Below are 15,825 nucleotides of genomic sequence, written 5' to 3'. Positions count from 1 at the left end.
GCCCTCAGGAGGCTGCACGGATGAACGGCTCGGGGAACGACAACGCGACCCTCCAAGGAGCGGTGGTGGCGGTGGCCGGCGCCGGCGGGCCCGCCGGGCGCGCCGCCCTGCTGCGCCTCGCCGAGGCGGGCGCGACCGTCGTCGCGTCGGACGCCGACCCGGCGCGTCTGGCCGAGGCCGTGGACGCGGCCCGGTACGCGCACGGCGGCGCCACCGTCATCGGGGACACGGTCGACCTGCTGGACCTCGCCGCCACCAAGGCGTGGGCCGAGCGGATCGAGAAGGACTTCGGCCGCGTCGACGGCCTGGTCCACCTCGTCGGCGGCTGGCGCGGGAGCACCTCCTTCACCGAGACGGACCTGGCGGACTGGGACTTCCTGGAGAAGCTGCTGATCCGCACCGTTCAGCACACCTCGCTCGCGTTCCACGACGGCCTGCTCCGCAGCGACCGCGGCCGTTACGTCCTGATCAGCCAGTCCGGCGCCCACAAGCCGGTCGCCAACAACGCCGCCTACAACGCGGGCAAGGCGGCCGCCGAGGCGTGGACGCTGGCCATGGCGGACTCCTTCCGCAAGGCGGGGGGCGAGGACGGCCCGCAGGCCGCGGCTGCCATCCTGGTCATCAAGGCATTGGTGCACGACGCCATGCGCGCGGAGCGCCCCAATGCGAAGTTCGCGGGCTTCACTGACGTCAAGGAGCTGGCCGAGGCCATCACCGGCGTATGGGACCAGTCCGCCCCCGATGTGAACGGACAGCGTCTGTGGCTCACTCCGCAACCGTGAGAACCGCGAGCGGGACGACCGATGCGCGCCGCCACCACGATCCGGCGGTGCGCGGATTCGCCAGCGACAACTACGCGGGGGTGCATCCGGAGATCCTGGAGGCCGTCGCGCTGGCCAACGGGGGCCACCAGGTCTCCTATGGCGACGACGAGTACACCGAACACCTGCAGAAGATCTTCCGCAGCCACTTCGGCCCGTACGCGCAGGCGTTCCCCGTCTTCAACGGCACCGGCGCCAACGTCACCGCCCTTCAGGCGTTGACCGACCGCTGGGGCGCCGTGGTGTGCGCCGAGTCGGCGCACATCAACGTCGACGAGGGCGGCGCGCCCGAGCGGATGGCCGGACTCAAGCTCCTGACGGTTCCGACGCCCGACGGCAAGCTCACCCCTGAGCTCATCGACCGGCAGGCGTGGGGCTGGGAGGACGAGCACCGCGCCATGCCGCAGGTCGTCTCGATCACCCAGAACACCGAGCTCGGTACGGTCTACACCGTCGAGGAGGTCCGGGCGATCTGCGAGCACGCGCACTCGCTCGGCATGAAGGTCCACCTCGACGGCGCCCGGATAGCCAACGCCGCGGCTTCGCTCGATGTGCCGATGCGCGCCTTCACCAACGCGGTCGGGGTGGACGTGCTCTCGTACGGCGGTACCAAGAACGGCATGATGGCCGGCGAGGCCGTGGTCGTGCTGAACCCCGACTCCGTACGGCAGATGAAGCACATCCGCAAGATGTCGATGCAGTTGGCGTCGAAGATGCGGTTCGTGTCGGTGCAGCTCGAAGCGCTGCTCGCGAAGGACCTGTGGCTGCGCAACGCCCGCCACGCCAACGCGATGGCGCAGCGGCTCGCGGCGGGCGTCCGCGAGACGGACGGCGTCCGCATCCTCTACCCGGTGCAGGCGAACGCGGTGTTCGCGCGGCTGCCGCACGAGGTGTCGCGGCGCCTGCAGAAGCGTTACCGCTTCTACTTCTGGGACGAGATCGCCGGCGACGTCCGCTGGATGTGCAGCTTCGACACGCAGGAAGAGGATGTCGACGGCTTCCTCCAGGCGTTGAAGGAAGAACTCGCCCGATAAATCGATAGTCATGCGGCTTTCTGCATAGGTATGCTCCTGGGTCATGGAACTGATCCAGGAGCATCCCGACGTTCCCGCCTATCTCGCCGCCGATGAGGCGATCGACCACGGGCATCCCCTCGTCGTCGAGACCGCCGACGCACTGTGGACCGCCACCGGCGGCGACGCGTACGCCTACGCCGAAGCGGCGTTCGAGTTCGTCCGCGACACGATCCCGCACTCCCGCGACGCCGGGGACCCGCGCGTCACCTGGCGCGCCTCGGACGTGCTGAGCACCCGCAACGGCATCTGCCACGCCAAGTCCCACGCCCTCGTCGCCCTGTTGCGTGCCCAGGGGGTGCCGGCCGCGCTGTGCTACCAGCGGCTCACCGAGGACGACGGCTCCGAGCCCCTCCTCCACGGGCTCGTCGCCCTCCGGCTGCCCGGCGGCGACCGCTGGGCGCGGCTGGACCCGCGCGGCAACAAGCCGGGCGTGGACGCCCGGTTCGACCTCGAACGGGAGCGACTCGCCTTCCCCGTCCGCCCCGAGCTCGGCGAGGTCGACTACCCGACGCTCTACGCCACCCCGCACGCCGGCGTGCTCACGGCGCTCCGGGAGTCCGCGGACCGGTCGGAGCTGTGGCGGAGGCTCCCGACGGCCCTGTGACCGCCGCGGCCGCCACCGCGGGCCCGGGCCGGGCCAGCCACAGGTGCAGCAGGGCCGCGGCAGCCTGGAGCCCGGCGATCCCGAGCAGCAGCGTCCGGGGCGGTGCACCGGCCGCCAGCCCGACCAGGGCGGCGCCGGCCGAGGCGGCCGTCAGCTTGAGCCCGGCGCCCAAGGTGAACACCTGCGTCCGCACCGCGTCGGGCGCGTACTCCGAGCGGATCCGCAGGGTGGCCGTGAGCAGCGGGCCGTCGCACACCCCGGCCGCGGCGAAGGCGGCCGCCGTCCACACCACCGAGGGCGTGAACGCGGCCGCGGCCAGGGCCACCGCGGTCCCGGCCAGCGCCCCGCATGCCAGCCGGCCCGGCGCGACGGTCGTGACCCGGCCCAGCGTCAGGGAACCGGCGAGCGCGCCCACCGCGAAGGCCGTCATCAGCACCCCGCCGGCGTCCGGAATGCCCAAGGCCGAAGCCAGGAGCACCGAGGTGGTGGTGAGGGAGCCGACGCCGACGAAGGCCAGGGTCGTCGCCGAGGTGATGGCCCGTAGCTGACGCACCCGCCACAGGGCGGCGAGCCCCGCGCCCATCCCGACCCGGGGTCCGTCGGGCGTGGAGCCCGCGCCCCGGTCCTCGTAGCGCAGGCTCGCCGCCAGGGCCGCGGCCAGCGCGCCGGAGGTGGCCAGCAGGCCCATCGCCGGTCCCGCGGAACCCATTGCCGCCACCACGCTCACGGCCGCCGGGGCGGTGACCGCGGCGGCGTTGTAGGTCGACGCGTCCCACCCGTACGCCCGGTCCCGCGCGGGACCTGCCGGGACCAGCCCGGCGACCAGACTCGACAGCCCGCCCGTCACCATCGGCCCGCAGGTGCCGCCGAACAGCGCGACCGCCAGCACCACCACGGTCGGAGCCCGGCCCAGCAGCAGGGCCAACCCCGCCACCGCGGCCGTGAATCCGGCCAGCGCGCCCGCGTAGAACAGCCGGGGCCGGCGCGCCCGGGCGGCGGCCGCCCCCGCGAGCGGAGCGGCGAGGACGTGCGGCGCCAACCAGGCGGTCAGCACGAACGCCCCGTGCGCGGCGCTGCCCGTCCGTTCCAAGGCCAGCAGCACCACGGCCATCCCCATGCCCTCGGAGGCGAACCGCGCCGCGAGTGCCGCCCCCAGGTACCGCCCGAACCCCCGCACCGGTGAACCCCCTTGAGGCGCTGCGACGTGCCGACGGCCCGAACGCTACGGCAGACGGGTGTAGGGCGAAAGCAACGGCCTCCGGAGGCCTAGCCCGCTTCCTTGACCTGGGCCGGGGTCGGGGCGGTGCCGCCCAGGTGCGCCGGGAGCCACCACGAGTCCTCGGGGCCCTTGGGCTTGGCCGGATACGCGCGCTGGGCGGCGTCCAGCAGTTCCTGCACCCGCTCGCGCAGGCGCCGGGTGATGGCCCCGGCGTACTGGTCGGTCGGGGCCTCCATCGGCTCGCCCACCCGCATCGTCACCGGGATGTGGCTGCGCTTGAGGTCCTTCGGGCGGCCCTTGGTCCACAGCCGCTGGGTGCCCCACAGCGCGACGGGGATCAGCGGGACGCCGGCCTCCTGCGCCATCCGGGCCGCACCCGACTTGAAGCTCTTGAGCGTGAAGGACTGGGAGATGGTCGCCTCGGGGAAGACCCCGATGATCTCACCGGAGCGCAGGGACTCCAGAGCGTGCTCGTACGCCGTTTCACCCTGCGCGCGGTCCACCGGGATGTGCTTCATCGCGCGCATCAGGGGGCCGGACACCTTGTGCCGGAACACCGATTCCTTCGCCATGAACCGCACCAGCCGCTTCTGCGGGCGCGCGGCCAGACCGGCGAAGATGAAGTCGAGGTAGCCGATGTGGTTGGACACGAGGACCGCCCCGCCCTTGCGCGGGATGTTCTCCGTGCCCTTCATGTCGATACGGATGTCCAACGCGCGGAAGAGCGTGTGCGCGGCGCCGATCACGGGAGGGTAGACGAGCTCAGCCATGGTGGGGAGACCCCGCTTTCTGCCTGGGGAGGTGCTCCCGGCTGGAAGTTACGGAAGCGTAGGTACGCGACCATGGGGATGGTGCCCCACATACCGGCCGATGAGCCAGCCCGGACGCGTATGCCCGGGGAGATTCTCGTCACGCCGGGAATGCGGCGCACCGACGGGGCGCTCGGATCAGCGTACGACCGAAGCCGGAGCAGGGTACCGAAGGGAGCCGGGGTGCGGGTGCGCGGGGACGGAGCACGGCTGGGCGCGGCCGAACTGGGCGCGCGGCCGGGGGAGCGGGCCACCCTGGTCCAGTTCTCCAGCGCCTTCTGCCGGCCCTGCGCGGCGACCCGGCGGATCCTCGCCGATGTCGCCTCGATGGTGGACGGCGTCGCACACGTGGAAGTGGACGCCGAGTCGAACCTGGGACTCGTGCGCGCCCTCGGCATCGAGAAGACCCCCACCGTGCTGGTGCTGGACGCCACCGGGCGGATCGCCCGGCAGGCCGCCGGGCTGCCGAGGAAGGCCGACGTGATCGCCGCCCTGGGAGCCGTCCTGTGACGTGCCGGGCGGGCGGCGGGTTCCGTACGCGCCGGTGCGCGCGCCCGTACACGGCGTGACGCTCCCGACATCTGGCCGGTGCGGCTTGACTGTGTACACGGGAGATCGCCAGGCTGACCGCATGAGGTACGAACTCCTGCTTTACGGACGGGTGCATGTGGACCTGGTCCGCTGTGCGAGCGCGCGCTGTCGGGATCACTGAACGCCCCCGACCCCCGACCCCCGATCGTGCCCGCGCCCGGCGCGGCAGAAGGAAGACCCCTCATGACGGCCCCGACGGCTCCGTCCCCCCGTTTCGCCACCGGCACGGCCGGATCGCCCGATCTCCTTCGTTCCGTCTTCCGGCAGCACGCCGCCGGAGTCGCGATCATCACCGCCACCACGAGCGGCGGCGCCCCGGTGGGGTTCACCGCGACGTCCCTGAACTCCGTCTCCGCCGACCCGCCGCTGCTCTCCTTCACGATCGGCACCGGCTCCTCCACCTGGCCCGCGATACGCGACTCCGAGCACCTCGGCGTACACATACTCGCCGAGCACCAGCGGGAGCTGGCCGGACTCTTCGCGCGCAGCGGCGCCGACCGCTTCGGGCCGGACACCGACTGGGCCGAGGGCCCGCACGGGGTACCGGTACTGTCCGGAGTGCTGGCCTGGCTGGTGTGCCGGGTGGTGGCGCGGGTGCCCGCCGGCGCGCATCGGGTGATCATCGCCGAGGTGGTGTCCGGGGACCCCGCGGTGCCACCCGGCGGCGAAGGCCGTCCGCTCCTCTACCACCAGGGTCGCTTCAACGCGTTGCGGGACTGAATCGCCCCTGCTGGGACGGGTTGGGTGGCGTTGGCCAGATCACAGTTCGACGGCCTTGCAACCGGGGAAGACCCACTGTGTACTGACGAGTAACATTCCGTTCGGGGCGCGGGCCGCCCCGATCGGGATCCGCCCGACAAGGCGCCTATGCTGCCTGCACAAGGCGGTACCAGAAAAAGACGATGCGGTAGGAGAGCCGGCGTGAGCCTGAGGATCGTTGTCTGTGTGAAGTACGTACCCGACGCCACCGGCGACCGGCACTTCGCCGATGACCTGACCGTCGACCGCGACGACGTCGACGGTCTGCTGTCGGAACTCGACGAGTACGCGGTCGAGCAGGCGCTCCAGATCGCCGACGCGGCGGACGAGGCGGAGATCACCGTCCTGACCGTCGGTCCCGAGGACGCCAAGGACGCGCTGCGCAAGGCGCTCTCCATGGGCGCCGACAAGGCCATCCACGTCGAGGACGACGACCTGCACGGCTCCGACGTCATGGGCACCTCGCTCGTGCTCGCCAAGGCCATCGAGAAGGCCGGCTACGACCTGGTCATCACCGGCATGGCCTCCACCGACGGCACCATGGGCGTGCTCCCGGCGATCCTCGCCGAGCGCCTGGGCGTCCCGCAGGTCACCCTGCTCTCCGAGGTCAAGGTCGAGGACGGCACCGTGACCGGCCGCCGCGACGGCGACACCGCGAGCGAGCAGCTCCAGGCGTCCCTGCCGGCGCTGGTCTCGGTGACCGACCAGTCGGGCGAGGCCCGTTACCCCTCCTTCAAGGGCATCATGGCGGCGAAGAAGAAGCCGGTCGAGTCCTGGGACCTGGAGGAGCTGGAGATCGAGGCCGACGAGGTCGGCCTTGAGGGCTCCTGGACCGCGGTCGACTCCGCCGCGCAGCGCCCGGCCCGTACCGCCGGCACGATCGTCAAGGACGAGGGCGAGGGCGGCAAGCAGCTGGCCGAGTTCCTGGCCGGCCAGAAGTTCATCTAGCGGAGGTGGCCGCGCGGGGGGCCGGTTGCGACACGCCCCGCGCGGCGCGCATTGCTCTCTCGCAGGAGCACTCCCGTGACTCCTCCCCCGCAGGGGCTTATCACTCGACCGTCGAGACGGCCTCGTGACGGACAAGCCCTGCCCGGCGCCCAGGGCGCGGGCTGAGCCCAGCAGTCAACACGTCTTTCCCCGGATGAAGTTCGGGATTCTCGCCCAGGAGTAGTAATGGCTGAAGTTCTCGTCTACGTCGACCACGTGGACGGCGCGGTCCGCAAGCCCACCCTCGAACTGCTGACCCTGGCCCGCCGCATCGGCGAGCCCGTCGCGGTCGCCCTCGGCGCCGGCGCCGAGAACACCGCCGCCGTACTCGCCGAGCACGGCGCCGTCAAGGTGCTCACCGCCGACGCCCCCGAGTTCACCGAGTACCTCGTCGTACCGAAGGTGGACGCGCTCCAGGCCGCCTACGAGGCCGTTTCCCCGGCCGCCGTGCTCGTCCCGTCCTCCGCCGAGGGCAAGGAGATCGCGGCCCGCCTCGCGGTCCGCATCGGCTCCGGCATCATCACCGACGCCATCGACCTGGAGGCGGGTGACGAGGGTCCGGTGGCGACGCAGTCCGCGTTCGCCGCGTCCTTCACCACCAAGTCGCGCGTCTCCAAGGGCACGCCGGTCATCACCGTCAAGCCGAACTCGGCTCCGGTCGAGGCCGCCCCGGCCGCCGGCGCCGTCGAGGCGCTCGCCGTCACCTTCGGCGCCCTGGCCACCGGCACCAAGATCGTCTCCCGCACCCCGCGCGAGTCCACCGGCCGTCCGGAGCTGACCGAGGCCGCGATCGTCGTCTCGGGCGGCCGTGGCGTCAACGGCGCCGAGAACTTCCACCTCATCGAGGACCTCGCGGACTCCCTCGGCGCGGCGGTCGGCGCCTCGCGTGCCGCCGTCGACGCCGGCTGGTACCCGCACACCAACCAGGTCGGCCAGACCGGCAAGTCGGTCTCCCCGCAGCTTTACATCGCCTCCGGCATCTCCGGCGCGATCCAGCACCGGGCCGGCATGCAGACCTCGAAGACCATCGTGGCCATCAACAAGGACGCCGAGGCCCCGATCTTCGACCTGGTCGACTACGGCGTGGTCGGCGACCTGTTCACGGTCGTCCCCCAGCTGACCGAGGCGATCAAGGCGCGCAAGGGCTGACCTGCGCTTCTCCTCTGTCGTCGTGCGCCCTCGGGGCCGTGTGGTGTTTCTCACCACACGGCCCCGAGTCGTTTGTCCCGAGCGGCGGAGGGACCATTGACGGAGCGGAACCCCGTGGCTAAATTCTGCTATGCGGATCTAAGCTTCCGTGAAGCGGAAAAGAGGAGAGTGCACGATGGGTCAGCAGGAGAAGGTGGCGACGAGCCTCGCAGGCGCGGTCAGCGAGGGCATCAGCGCCTCCCTCGCCCCGGTGGACGCGGAACTCGCGCGGCACTACCCGGGCGACCCCGGGACCCGTCAGCCCATCCACACGGTCTACGTCCCCGGTGACGTCTTCGCCGCCGACACCATCCGCTCCTGGGGCGACCAGGCCCTCGCGGCCCTCGACGAGCACGCCCCGGACGCCGTCACCTTCGCCAAGGTGCTCGGCATCTCCGACGAGCTGGCCGTACCCGTCTACGAGCGGGTGCGCGCCAAGCTCGCTTCCGAGCCCATCGAGGACCTCCGCGTCGACTTCGAGGACGGCTTCGGCGTCCGCTCCGACGAGGAGGAGGACCAGGCCGCCGCGCGCGCCGCCCGCCTCGTTTCGGAGGCGTTCGCCAACGGCACGAGCGCCCCGTACATGGGCATCCGCATGAAGTGCATGGAGTCCAACGTCCGCGACCGCGGCATCCGCACCACGGACGTCTTCCTCTCCGGGCTTCTGGAACGCGGTGACCTGCCCGAGGGTCTCGTCCTCACCCTCCCGAAGGTCACCTACGCCGAGCAGGTCACCGCCTTCGTCGAGCTGCTGGAGGCGTTCGAGACCGCCCGGGGCCTGCGCCCGGGCCGGATCGGGTTCGAGATCCAGATCGAGACCAGCCAGTCCATCCTCGCCTCCGACGGCACCGCCACCGTGGCCCGCATGATCGAGGCCGCCAAGGGCCGCGCCACCGGCCTGCACTACGGCACCTTCGACTACAGCGCCTGCGTCGGCGTCTCCGCCGCCTACCAGTCCAGCGACCACCCCGCCGCCGACCACGCCAAGGCGATCATGCAGGTCGCGGCCGCGGGCACCGGCGTACGCGTCTCCGACGGCTCGACGAACGTGCTGCCGATCGGCACCACCGAACACGTCCACGAAGCCTGGAAACTGCACTACGGGCTCACCCGGCGCGCCCTCGCCCGCGCCTACTACCAGGGCTGGGACATGCACCCCGGGCACCTGCCGACGCGTTACGCGGCCGTCTTCACCTTCTACCGCGAGGGGCTCGAAGCCGCGGCGGCGCGGCTGAAGGCGTACGTGGCCAAGATCGAGGGCGACGTCATGGACGAGCCCGCCACCGCCAAGGCCCTGGCCGGCTACCTGGTCCGCGGCCTCGACTGCGGGGCCGTCGGTACCGACGAGGTCACGGCGCTGACCGGCCTCACCCGCGCCGAACTCGACGCGTTCGCCATCCCGCGCCGCTCCGCGACGCTGAAGGCGAACGCCTGAGCCCAGGCGGCCTTGAACCCCCCTCGCGGGGTTCAGGCCGGCGGGGGGAGTTCGCCCGAGCCGCGCGGGACGAGGCGGGTCGGCAGTTCGACGCGGGCCGGGGGAAGATCGGCGCCCGCCAGGCGCCGGAAGAGCCGGTCGGTCGCGACCCGTCCCAGGGCCGCCGCGTCCTGGGCGACCACCGTCACGCCGGGGCGCAGCAGGTCGGCCAGTTCGAAGTCGTCGAAGCCGACCAGGGCGACGGGGCGCACCTCGACGGCCAGGACGCGTACCACCGTGACCGTCACCCGGTTGTTGCCCGCGAACAGCGCGGTGACCGGGTCCGGGCCCGCCAGCATCCGGCGGGCGGCGGCCGTGACGGGTGCCGGGGCGGTCGGGCCGAGGGCCACCCAGGACTCGTCCACGGGCAGGCCGGCGGCCGCCATCGCCGCGCGGTAGCCGCGCAGGCGTTCCGTCGCCGTGTGGATGTGGGGATGGTCGCCGATGAAGCCGATCCGACGGTGACCCGCGGCTATCAGGTGCGCCACGCCGTTCCGGGCGCCGCCGAAGTTGTCCGACAGGACCACGTCCGCGTCGATGCGGCCCGCGGGGCGGTCCACGAACACCGTGGCCACGCCCGCGCGGATCTCCGGCTCCAGGTACCGGTGGTCGTCCCCGGCCGGGATCACGATCAGGCCGTCCACCCGGCGGGCGCACAGGGCGAGGGCCAACTCGCGCTCCCGCTCGGGATCTTCGGCGCTGGAGCCGTTGATGAGCAGCGCCCCGTGGGCGCGGGCCACCTCTTCCACGGCCCGGTTCAACGGCCCGTAGAAGGGGTCCGCGAGGTCCTCCAGGACCAGGCCCACGGTGGCGGTGCGGCCCTTGCGCAGCACGCGGGCGCTGTCGTTGCGGCGGAACCCCAGGGCGTCGATGGCCTCTTGCACGCGCCGCTCGGTGTCGGGAGTGACGCCCGGCTCGCCGTTGACCACCCGCGAGACCGTCTTGAGGCCCACGCCCGCCTGGGCGGCCACGTCCTTCATGGTCGGTCGGTTGCCGTAACGGGGTACGGACGGGCGGCGGGTGTGGGGCACGGGACCTCCGGCGGAGCGGTCGGGCGGGACACGGGCGGGCGTCGGGCAGGGACCCGGGACAAGGCTCTGACCTTGAGGATAAGCACTCCACCGGGGAGCGGGTTTCCGTGGCAGGGTGAGGCGGGCAAGCCACTGGGGGCTTCGAGGCGAACCATCGGAGAGGGGTAGACGTGATTGTCTGGATCAACGGCACGTTCGGTGCCGGGAAGACCAGCACGGCCCGCGAACTGACCGGACTCCTGCCGGACAGCACCGTGTTCGACCCGGAGTTCGTCGGGGACGCGCTGCGGGCGCTGCTGCCCCGCAAGCGGCTCGCGGAGGTCGACGACTATCAGGACCTGCCGAGTTGGCGGAGGCTCGTCGTGGAGACGGCGGCGGCGATGCTGGTGGAGCTGGGCGGGGTCCTGGTGGTGCCGATGACGCTGCTGCGCCAGGAGTACCGCGACGAGATCTTCGGCGGCCTCGCGGCGCGGCGGATACCGGTGCGGCATGTGCTGCTGGCCCCTGCGGAAACGATTCTTCGCCAACGGATCGCGACTCGGGAGGAGCCGGGGGCGCCGGAGCAGGTCGACGCCCGGGTCAGGCAGTGGGCGTACGACCACATCCCCGCCTACCGACAGGCATTGGGCTGGCTGACGGCCGACGCCCACGTCGTCGACAACGGGCGGCTGACGGTACGGGAGACCGCGGAGCGGATCGCGGACGCCGTACGGACGGGGGCGGCGACGGTCTGCGAGATCGTCCAGACGCCCGAGCCGACGCGGGAGACGGTCGCCTCGGGGGTGCTGCTCTTCGACGAGGCGGGCCGCGTGCTCCTCGTCGATCCGACGTACAAGCCGGGTTGGGAGTTCCCGGGCGGCGTCGTGGAGTCGGGCGAGGCGCCGGCGTGCGCGGGGGTGCGGGAGGTCGCGGAGGAGCTGGGCCTAACGCTGGAGCGGTCGCCCGAGCTGCTGGTGGTCGACTGGGAACCGCCGGTGTCCCCGGCGTACGGGGGGCTGCGGCTGCTGTTCGACGGGGGGCGGCTGGGGGAGCGGGAGATCGCGGGGCTGCGGCTGCCGGGGCCGGAGCTGCGGGAGTGGCGGTTCGCGACCGAGGCGGAGGCCGCCGGCATGCTGCCGCCGGTCCGCTTCGAGCGCCTCCGCTGGGCCCTGCGGGCCCGCGAACGCGGCCGGCCCCTGTACCTGGAGGCGGGCCGCCCGGCCCCGTAAGCCGCCCGGCCGGGGTCCCGTAGACCCGCCGGGCCCGTAGTCCTGCCGGGCCCGTAGTCCTGCCGGGCCGGTAGTCCCGGCAGATCCGGTGGACGCGCAGTACCGCCGGGTCCCGCCGGGCACGTCAGGCGGTGGTGGTGGCCATGGCGGCGGCCCGGAGGGTGTCGGCCGCGGCGCTGGTCAGCGGGTCGCCGTGGCCGAAGCAGGCCACCGACGGCGCCAGATCGGCCAGGCGCCGGAAAGAGGCGACGGCTCGGGCGCGGTCCACGTTGAACACGCCCAGCATGACCCCGCCGACTCCCGCGACGCAGTCCCCGGTGAACAGCACGCCGTGCTCCGGCAGGTGCACGGCGACGCTGCCCGGCGTGTGTCCGGGCGCGTGCACGATCACCGCGCCGTCCCCGAAGGGCAGCCGTTCCCCGTCCTCCACCTCCTGGTCCACCCGGGTCGGCGGCGCCTCCGGGACGGTCAGGCCGTGCGCGTACAAGGGGACTTCCCAGTCCAGCAGCACCGGCTCCGGCACCGGCTCCTCGCCCCTGATCACGGGGGCGTCCAGGCGGTGCGCCACGATCCGCGCGCCCCACCGGTCGGCGAGTTCGCCCGCCGCGCCCACGTGGTCGCGGTGGCAGTGGGTCAGGACGATCCGCTCCAGTCGCTCCGGGAGCAGTCCCAGCGAACGGATCGCCCCCTCGATCGCGTCCGCGGCCCCCGCGTGCCCGGCGTCGATCAGCGTCAGGGCCGCGCCGTCGCGCCACAGGTACGCCTGGCCGATGGGGAATCGGAGCATGTGCAGACGGTGGGGTACGACCTCCACCGGTTCGAGTTCGGTCATGGGTCGAACGTAGGCGGGGAGGCTCCGCTTCCGGGGCGCGGTTCACCGGAAGCGGAGTTCACCCGTGGCGTAGATCGGGCCGCCGTGGATCGGGCCGCGGTGGATCGGCCCGCGTGGATCGGGCCCCGCCGTTTCTCAGGCGCGCTTGGAGCGGGCGTAGTTCACGAGGAACAGGGCCTCCGCGACCGCCAGGCGCTCCAACTCCTGCGGGGAGACGCTCTCGTTCACCGCGTGGATCTGCGCCTCGGGCTCACTCAGGCCGATCAGCAGCATCTCCGCGTCGGGGTACAGCGACGTCAGCGTGTTGCACAGCGGGATCGACCCGCCCATGCCGCTGACCTGCATCTCCTGGCCGGGGTACGCGACTTCCATGGCCGCCGCCATCGACGCGTACGCGGGGCTGCTCGTGTCCGCCTGGAACGGCTGCCCCTGACCCACGACCTCCAGCTCCAGTCGGGCCTGCCACGGGGTGTGCGCCACCAGGTGGGCCTGGAGGAGCTTGATGGCCTCCGCGGTGTCCACGCCCGGCGGCACGCGCAGGCTGATCAACGCACCGGCGCTCGCGTGCACCGAAGGCGTCGCGCCGGCCACCGACGGGCAGTCGATGCCGAGGACGGTGACGGCCGGGCGGGCCCACAGCCGGTCCGCGACCGTGCCCTCCCCGATGAGTCCCACGCCCTCCAGGACCTTCGCGTCGGCGCGGAAGTCGGCCTCCGGGTACTGGAGGCCCTCCCAGACCGCGTCCGAGGCCAGCCCGTCCACCGTCGTGGAACCGTCCGCCGCGCGCAGCGAGTCCAGGAGGCGGATCAGCGCGGCCAGCGCGTCGGGGGCGACACCGCCGAACATGCCGGAGTGCAGGTTCCCGGCCAGGGTGTCGATCTTGACCTTGAGGAGGGTCATCCCGCGCAGCGTGGCCGTCACCGTCGGCAGGCCCAGCCGGAAGTTGCCGGCGTCGCCGATGACGATGGTGTCGGCGGCCAGCAGCTCCGGCTGCGCCTCGGCGTACTGCTGGAGGCCGCCGGTGCCCTGCTCCTCCGAGCCCTCGACGATCACCTTCACCCCGACCGGCACGCCACCGTCGGCCTTGAGCGCCCGCAGCGCCAGCAGGTGCATGATGAAGCCGCCCTTGCAGTCGGCGGCGCCGCGCCCGTACCAGCGGCCGTCCCGCTCGGTCAGCTCGAAGGCGGGGGATATCCAGGCGGCGTCGTCCAGCGGCGGCTGTACGTCGTAGTGGGCGTAGAGCAGGACGGTCGGCGCGCCCTCGGGGCCGGGCAGGTACCCGTAGACCGACTGCGTGCCGTCGGGGGTGTCGAGCAGGGCCACGTCCCGGAAGCCCTCGGCGCGCAGGGCGTCCGCCACCCAGTTCGCGGCGGCCTCGCTCTCGCTCCTGGGGAACTGCGAGAAGTCCGCCACCGACCGGAAGGCCACCAGCTCGGCCAGCTCCTGCCGGGCACGGGGCATCAGCGAGGCGATGGTCTCGGCGACCGGAATCGGCGACATGGGCACGCTCCTCTTGGGTGCGACGTTGGTGTACGTGTACGCCTCCCGCATCCGCGTGGTGCGCGTAAGGGGTACGGCGAAAGACAGCATCGATCCTCGCACAGCGAGGCGAGACGATCTCCCGCCGTAGGATTTCCCCGGCATCCGAGGAACAGCCTGATCAGGAGCAGCAGCACATCGTGAGCAGCGACGACGAGGTACAGGGCCCGAGCGGGGAGCAGAACGACGCCGGGCGGGCCGAAGAGGAGAGCGCCGGGGCGACCGGCGAGGTGTGGGACGTGGTCGTGGTCGGGGCCGGTCCGGCGGGGGCCTCGGCGGCCCACGCGGCGGCTGCGGCCGGGCGGCGGGTCCTGCTGCTGGAGAAGGCCGAACTGCCCCGGTACAAGACCTGCGGCGGCGGAATCATCGGCCCCTCCCGCGACGCACTGCCGCCGGGCTTCGTCCTTCCCTTCAAGGACCGGATCAACGCGGTCACCTTCTCGATGAACGGGCGGCTGACCCGAACCCGGCGCTCGCGCGGCATGTTGTTCGGGATGGTCAACCGGGCCGAGTTCGACGCGGCACTGGTCGCGGAGGCGGAGAGGGCCGGCGCCACGGTCCGTACGGGAACGGCCGTGAGCCGCGTCGAGCAGCACGGGGCGGCGGTGCCCGACCGGCGCACGGTGGCCGTGGTCCTCGCGGACGGAGAGACGGTACTGGGCCGGGCCGTGGTCGGCGCGGACGGCAGCGCCAGTCGGATCGGTGCCCATGTCGGCGTCGAGATGGAGCAGGTCGACCTCGGTCTGGAGGCGGAGATCCCGGTCCCGGAGACCGTCGCCGAGGACTGGAAGGGGCGGGTGCTCATCGACTGGGGCCCGCTGCCCGGAAGTTACGGCTGGGTCTTCCCCAAGGGCGACACCCTCACGGTCGGCGTCATCTCGGCGAAGGGCGAGGGTGCCGCGACGAAACGCTACCTGGACGACTTCATCGCCCGTCTGGGCCTGGCGGGCTTCGAGCCGGCCGTCTCCTCGGGGCACCTCACCCGTTGCCGCACACCGGAATCGCCGCTCTCGCGCGGCCGGGTGCTGGTGGCGGGGGACGCGGCCGGGTTGCTGGAGCCGTGGACGCGGGAGGGCATCTCCTTCGCGCTGCGCTCGGGGCGGCTCGCGGGCGAGTGGGCCGTGAAGATCTCCGAGGCGCAGGACGCGGTGGACGCCCGGCGCCAGGCGCTGAACTACGCCTTCGCGGTCAAGGCGGGGCTGGGCGTGGAGATGGGCGTGGGCAAGCGCATGCTGGCGCTCTTCGAGGCGAAGCCGGGGCTGCTGCACGCGGCGATCACCGGGCTGCGCCCGGCCTGGATGGCCTTCGCCCGGATCACCCGCGGGTCCACGACGCTGGCCGAGTTGGTCCGCTCGTACCCGCTCGCCCGCAAGGCGCTGCACGTGTTGGACGCGCGCCAGGCGCGCCGGCGTCAGGACTGAGGCGGGGCGGGAGGCCGCCGCCCGACCCTGCCACGGGCGCGGGCGGCACCTCGCCTGGTCGCAAGTGCTTGGTGCTTGGTGCTTGGTGCTTGGTGCTTGGTGCTTGGTGCTTGGTGCGGGGCGCGTGGCCGTTGGCGCCGCGGCCGGAGAGGCGGGCGACCCGGAGGTTCGGGTCGCGCTGCGTGGTGTACGCGGCACTGGGCACGTAGACCCGGTGGTGACGGATCGCAACCGAGGTCGGGTTCGACAGTCCGTCCCGCGCCGTC

Annotated in this window: 15 protein-coding genes; 10 read left to right on the top strand and 5 right to left on the bottom strand. The window is 72.6% G+C overall.

What is annotated here, in order from left to right; translation table 11 throughout:
- Window positions 1-20 precede the first annotated feature (20 nt).
- The 3 genes from ABZ934_RS13135 to ABZ934_RS13125 are packed head-to-tail and all read left to right on the top strand — an operon-like array spanning window position 21 to window position 2,501.
- Complete coding sequence (locus ABZ934_RS13135) at window positions 21-782, top strand: SDR family oxidoreductase (RefSeq protein ID WP_361312155.1); 762 nt, start codon at window positions 21-23, stop codon at window positions 780-782.
- On the top strand, window positions 779-1,855 hold the full coding sequence (locus ABZ934_RS13130) for a low specificity L-threonine aldolase (protein WP_361312153.1): 1,077 nt from the start codon (window positions 779-781) through the stop codon (window positions 1,853-1,855). The genes ABZ934_RS13135 and ABZ934_RS13130 overlap by 4 nt, the downstream gene beginning before the upstream one ends.
- Before the next feature lie 43 nt (window positions 1,856-1,898).
- On the top strand, window positions 1,899-2,501 hold the full coding sequence (locus tag ABZ934_RS13125) for a transglutaminase family protein (RefSeq protein ID WP_361312152.1): 603 nt from the start codon (window positions 1,899-1,901) through the stop codon (window positions 2,499-2,501).
- Here ABZ934_RS13125 and ABZ934_RS13120 read toward each other — a convergent pair.
- Entirely contained in the window at window positions 2,437-3,678 is a 1,242-nt protein-coding gene (locus ABZ934_RS13120; protein WP_361312151.1) for an MFS transporter, read from the bottom strand. The two genes, ABZ934_RS13125 and ABZ934_RS13120, sit on opposite strands and share 65 nt — an antisense overlap.
- Before the next feature lie 89 nt (window positions 3,679-3,767).
- A complete protein-coding gene (locus ABZ934_RS13115; protein ID WP_361312149.1) occupies window positions 3,768-4,490 on the bottom strand; it encodes a lysophospholipid acyltransferase family protein in 723 nt (240 codons plus the stop codon).
- A gap of 222 nt (window positions 4,491-4,712) precedes the next feature.
- Here ABZ934_RS13115 and ABZ934_RS13110 point away from each other — a divergent pair, with 222 nt between their 5' ends.
- The 5 genes from ABZ934_RS13110 (at window position 4,713) to ABZ934_RS13090 (ending at window position 9,489) form a co-directional block, all read left to right on the top strand.
- Complete coding sequence (locus tag ABZ934_RS13110; RefSeq protein ID WP_361312148.1) at window positions 4,713-5,039, top strand: thioredoxin family protein; 327 nt, start codon at window positions 4,713-4,715, stop codon at window positions 5,037-5,039.
- A 264-nt stretch (window positions 5,040-5,303) separates the two neighbouring features.
- Window positions 5,304-5,840, top strand: a complete 537-nt coding sequence (locus ABZ934_RS13105) for a flavin reductase family protein (RefSeq protein WP_361312147.1) — start codon at window positions 5,304-5,306, stop codon at window positions 5,838-5,840.
- 201 nt (window positions 5,841-6,041) lie between these two features.
- Window positions 6,042-6,827 (top strand): electron transfer flavoprotein subunit beta/FixA family protein, encoded by a 786-nt coding sequence (locus ABZ934_RS13100; protein ID WP_361312146.1) that lies wholly within the window; start codon window positions 6,042-6,044, stop codon window positions 6,825-6,827.
- 225 nt (window positions 6,828-7,052) lie between these two features.
- A complete protein-coding gene (locus ABZ934_RS13095) occupies window positions 7,053-8,015 on the top strand; it encodes an electron transfer flavoprotein subunit alpha/FixB family protein (protein ID WP_361312145.1) in 963 nt (320 codons plus the stop codon).
- Window positions 8,016-8,190: 175 nt separating this feature from the next.
- The gene (locus ABZ934_RS13090) at window positions 8,191-9,489 is read left to right on the top strand and encodes an aldolase (protein ID WP_361312143.1); all 1,299 of its coding nucleotides are present in this window, start codon (window positions 8,191-8,193) and stop codon (window positions 9,487-9,489) included.
- A 32-nt stretch (window positions 9,490-9,521) separates the two neighbouring features.
- Here ABZ934_RS13090 and ABZ934_RS13085 read toward each other — a convergent pair whose 3' ends face one another.
- Entirely contained in the window at window positions 9,522-10,508 is a 987-nt protein-coding gene (locus ABZ934_RS13085; RefSeq protein ID WP_361312203.1) for a LacI family DNA-binding transcriptional regulator, read from the bottom strand.
- 221 nt (window positions 10,509-10,729) lie between these two features.
- On the opposite strand from ABZ934_RS13085, the gene ABZ934_RS13080 reads away from it, so the two are divergent.
- Window positions 10,730-11,767: an NUDIX domain-containing protein gene (locus tag ABZ934_RS13080; protein ID WP_361312142.1), complete on the top strand. Its 1,038-nt coding sequence runs from the start codon at window positions 10,730-10,732 to the stop codon at window positions 11,765-11,767.
- Between the two features lie 124 nt (window positions 11,768-11,891).
- On the opposite strand, the gene ABZ934_RS13075 is transcribed toward ABZ934_RS13080, so the two are convergent.
- Window positions 11,892-12,599 (bottom strand): MBL fold metallo-hydrolase, encoded by a 708-nt coding sequence (locus ABZ934_RS13075; protein WP_361312140.1) that lies wholly within the window; start codon window positions 12,597-12,599, stop codon window positions 11,892-11,894.
- A gap of 135 nt (window positions 12,600-12,734) precedes the next feature.
- A complete protein-coding gene (locus tag ABZ934_RS13070; RefSeq protein ID WP_361312139.1) occupies window positions 12,735-14,099 on the bottom strand; it encodes a dipeptidase in 1,365 nt (454 codons plus the stop codon).
- 269 nt (window positions 14,100-14,368) lie between these two features.
- On the opposite strand from ABZ934_RS13070, the gene ABZ934_RS13065 reads away from it, so the two are divergent.
- Window positions 14,369-15,559: a geranylgeranyl reductase family protein gene (locus ABZ934_RS13065; protein WP_361312202.1), complete on the top strand. Its 1,191-nt coding sequence runs from the start codon at window positions 14,369-14,371 to the stop codon at window positions 15,557-15,559.
- The last annotated feature ends 266 nt before the right edge of the window (window positions 15,560-15,825 follow it).

Origin of the sequence: Streptomyces sp. NPDC046557, from assembly GCF_040645975.1 — a bacterium.
In the GTDB taxonomy this organism is placed as follows: domain Bacteria; phylum Actinomycetota; class Actinomycetes; order Streptomycetales; family Streptomycetaceae; genus Streptomyces.
Note: the sequence above shows the minus strand (reverse complement) of the source record. Positions and strands in the feature narration are given on the sequence as shown.

Excerpts from the sequence above, each read along its gene's own strand:
- ABZ934_RS13090 (WP_361312143.1), top strand. The coding sequence starts at position 8,191 with ATGGGTCAGCAGGAGAAGGTGGCGACGAGCCTCGCAGGCGCGGTCAGC.
- ABZ934_RS13125 (WP_361312152.1), top strand. The coding sequence starts at position 1,899 with ATGGAACTGATCCAGGAGCATCCCGACGTTCCCGCCTATCTCGCCGCC.
- ABZ934_RS13070 (WP_361312139.1), bottom strand. The coding sequence starts at position 14,099 with ATGTCGCCGATTCCGGTCGCCGAGACCATCGCCTCGCTGATGCCCCGT.
- ABZ934_RS13075 (WP_361312140.1), bottom strand. The coding sequence starts at position 12,599 with ATGACCGAACTCGAACCGGTGGAGGTCGTACCCCACCGTCTGCACATG.
- ABZ934_RS13105 (WP_361312147.1), top strand. The coding sequence starts at position 5,304 with ATGACGGCCCCGACGGCTCCGTCCCCCCGTTTCGCCACCGGCACGGCC.
- ABZ934_RS13095 (WP_361312145.1), top strand. The coding sequence starts at position 7,053 with ATGGCTGAAGTTCTCGTCTACGTCGACCACGTGGACGGCGCGGTCCGC.
- ABZ934_RS13115 (WP_361312149.1), bottom strand. The coding sequence starts at position 4,490 with ATGGCTGAGCTCGTCTACCCTCCCGTGATCGGCGCCGCGCACACGCTC.
- ABZ934_RS13135 (WP_361312155.1), top strand. The coding sequence starts at position 21 with ATGAACGGCTCGGGGAACGACAACGCGACCCTCCAAGGAGCGGTGGTG.
- ABZ934_RS13085 (WP_361312203.1), bottom strand. The coding sequence starts at position 10,508 with ATGAAGGACGTGGCCGCCCAGGCGGGCGTGGGCCTCAAGACGGTCTCG.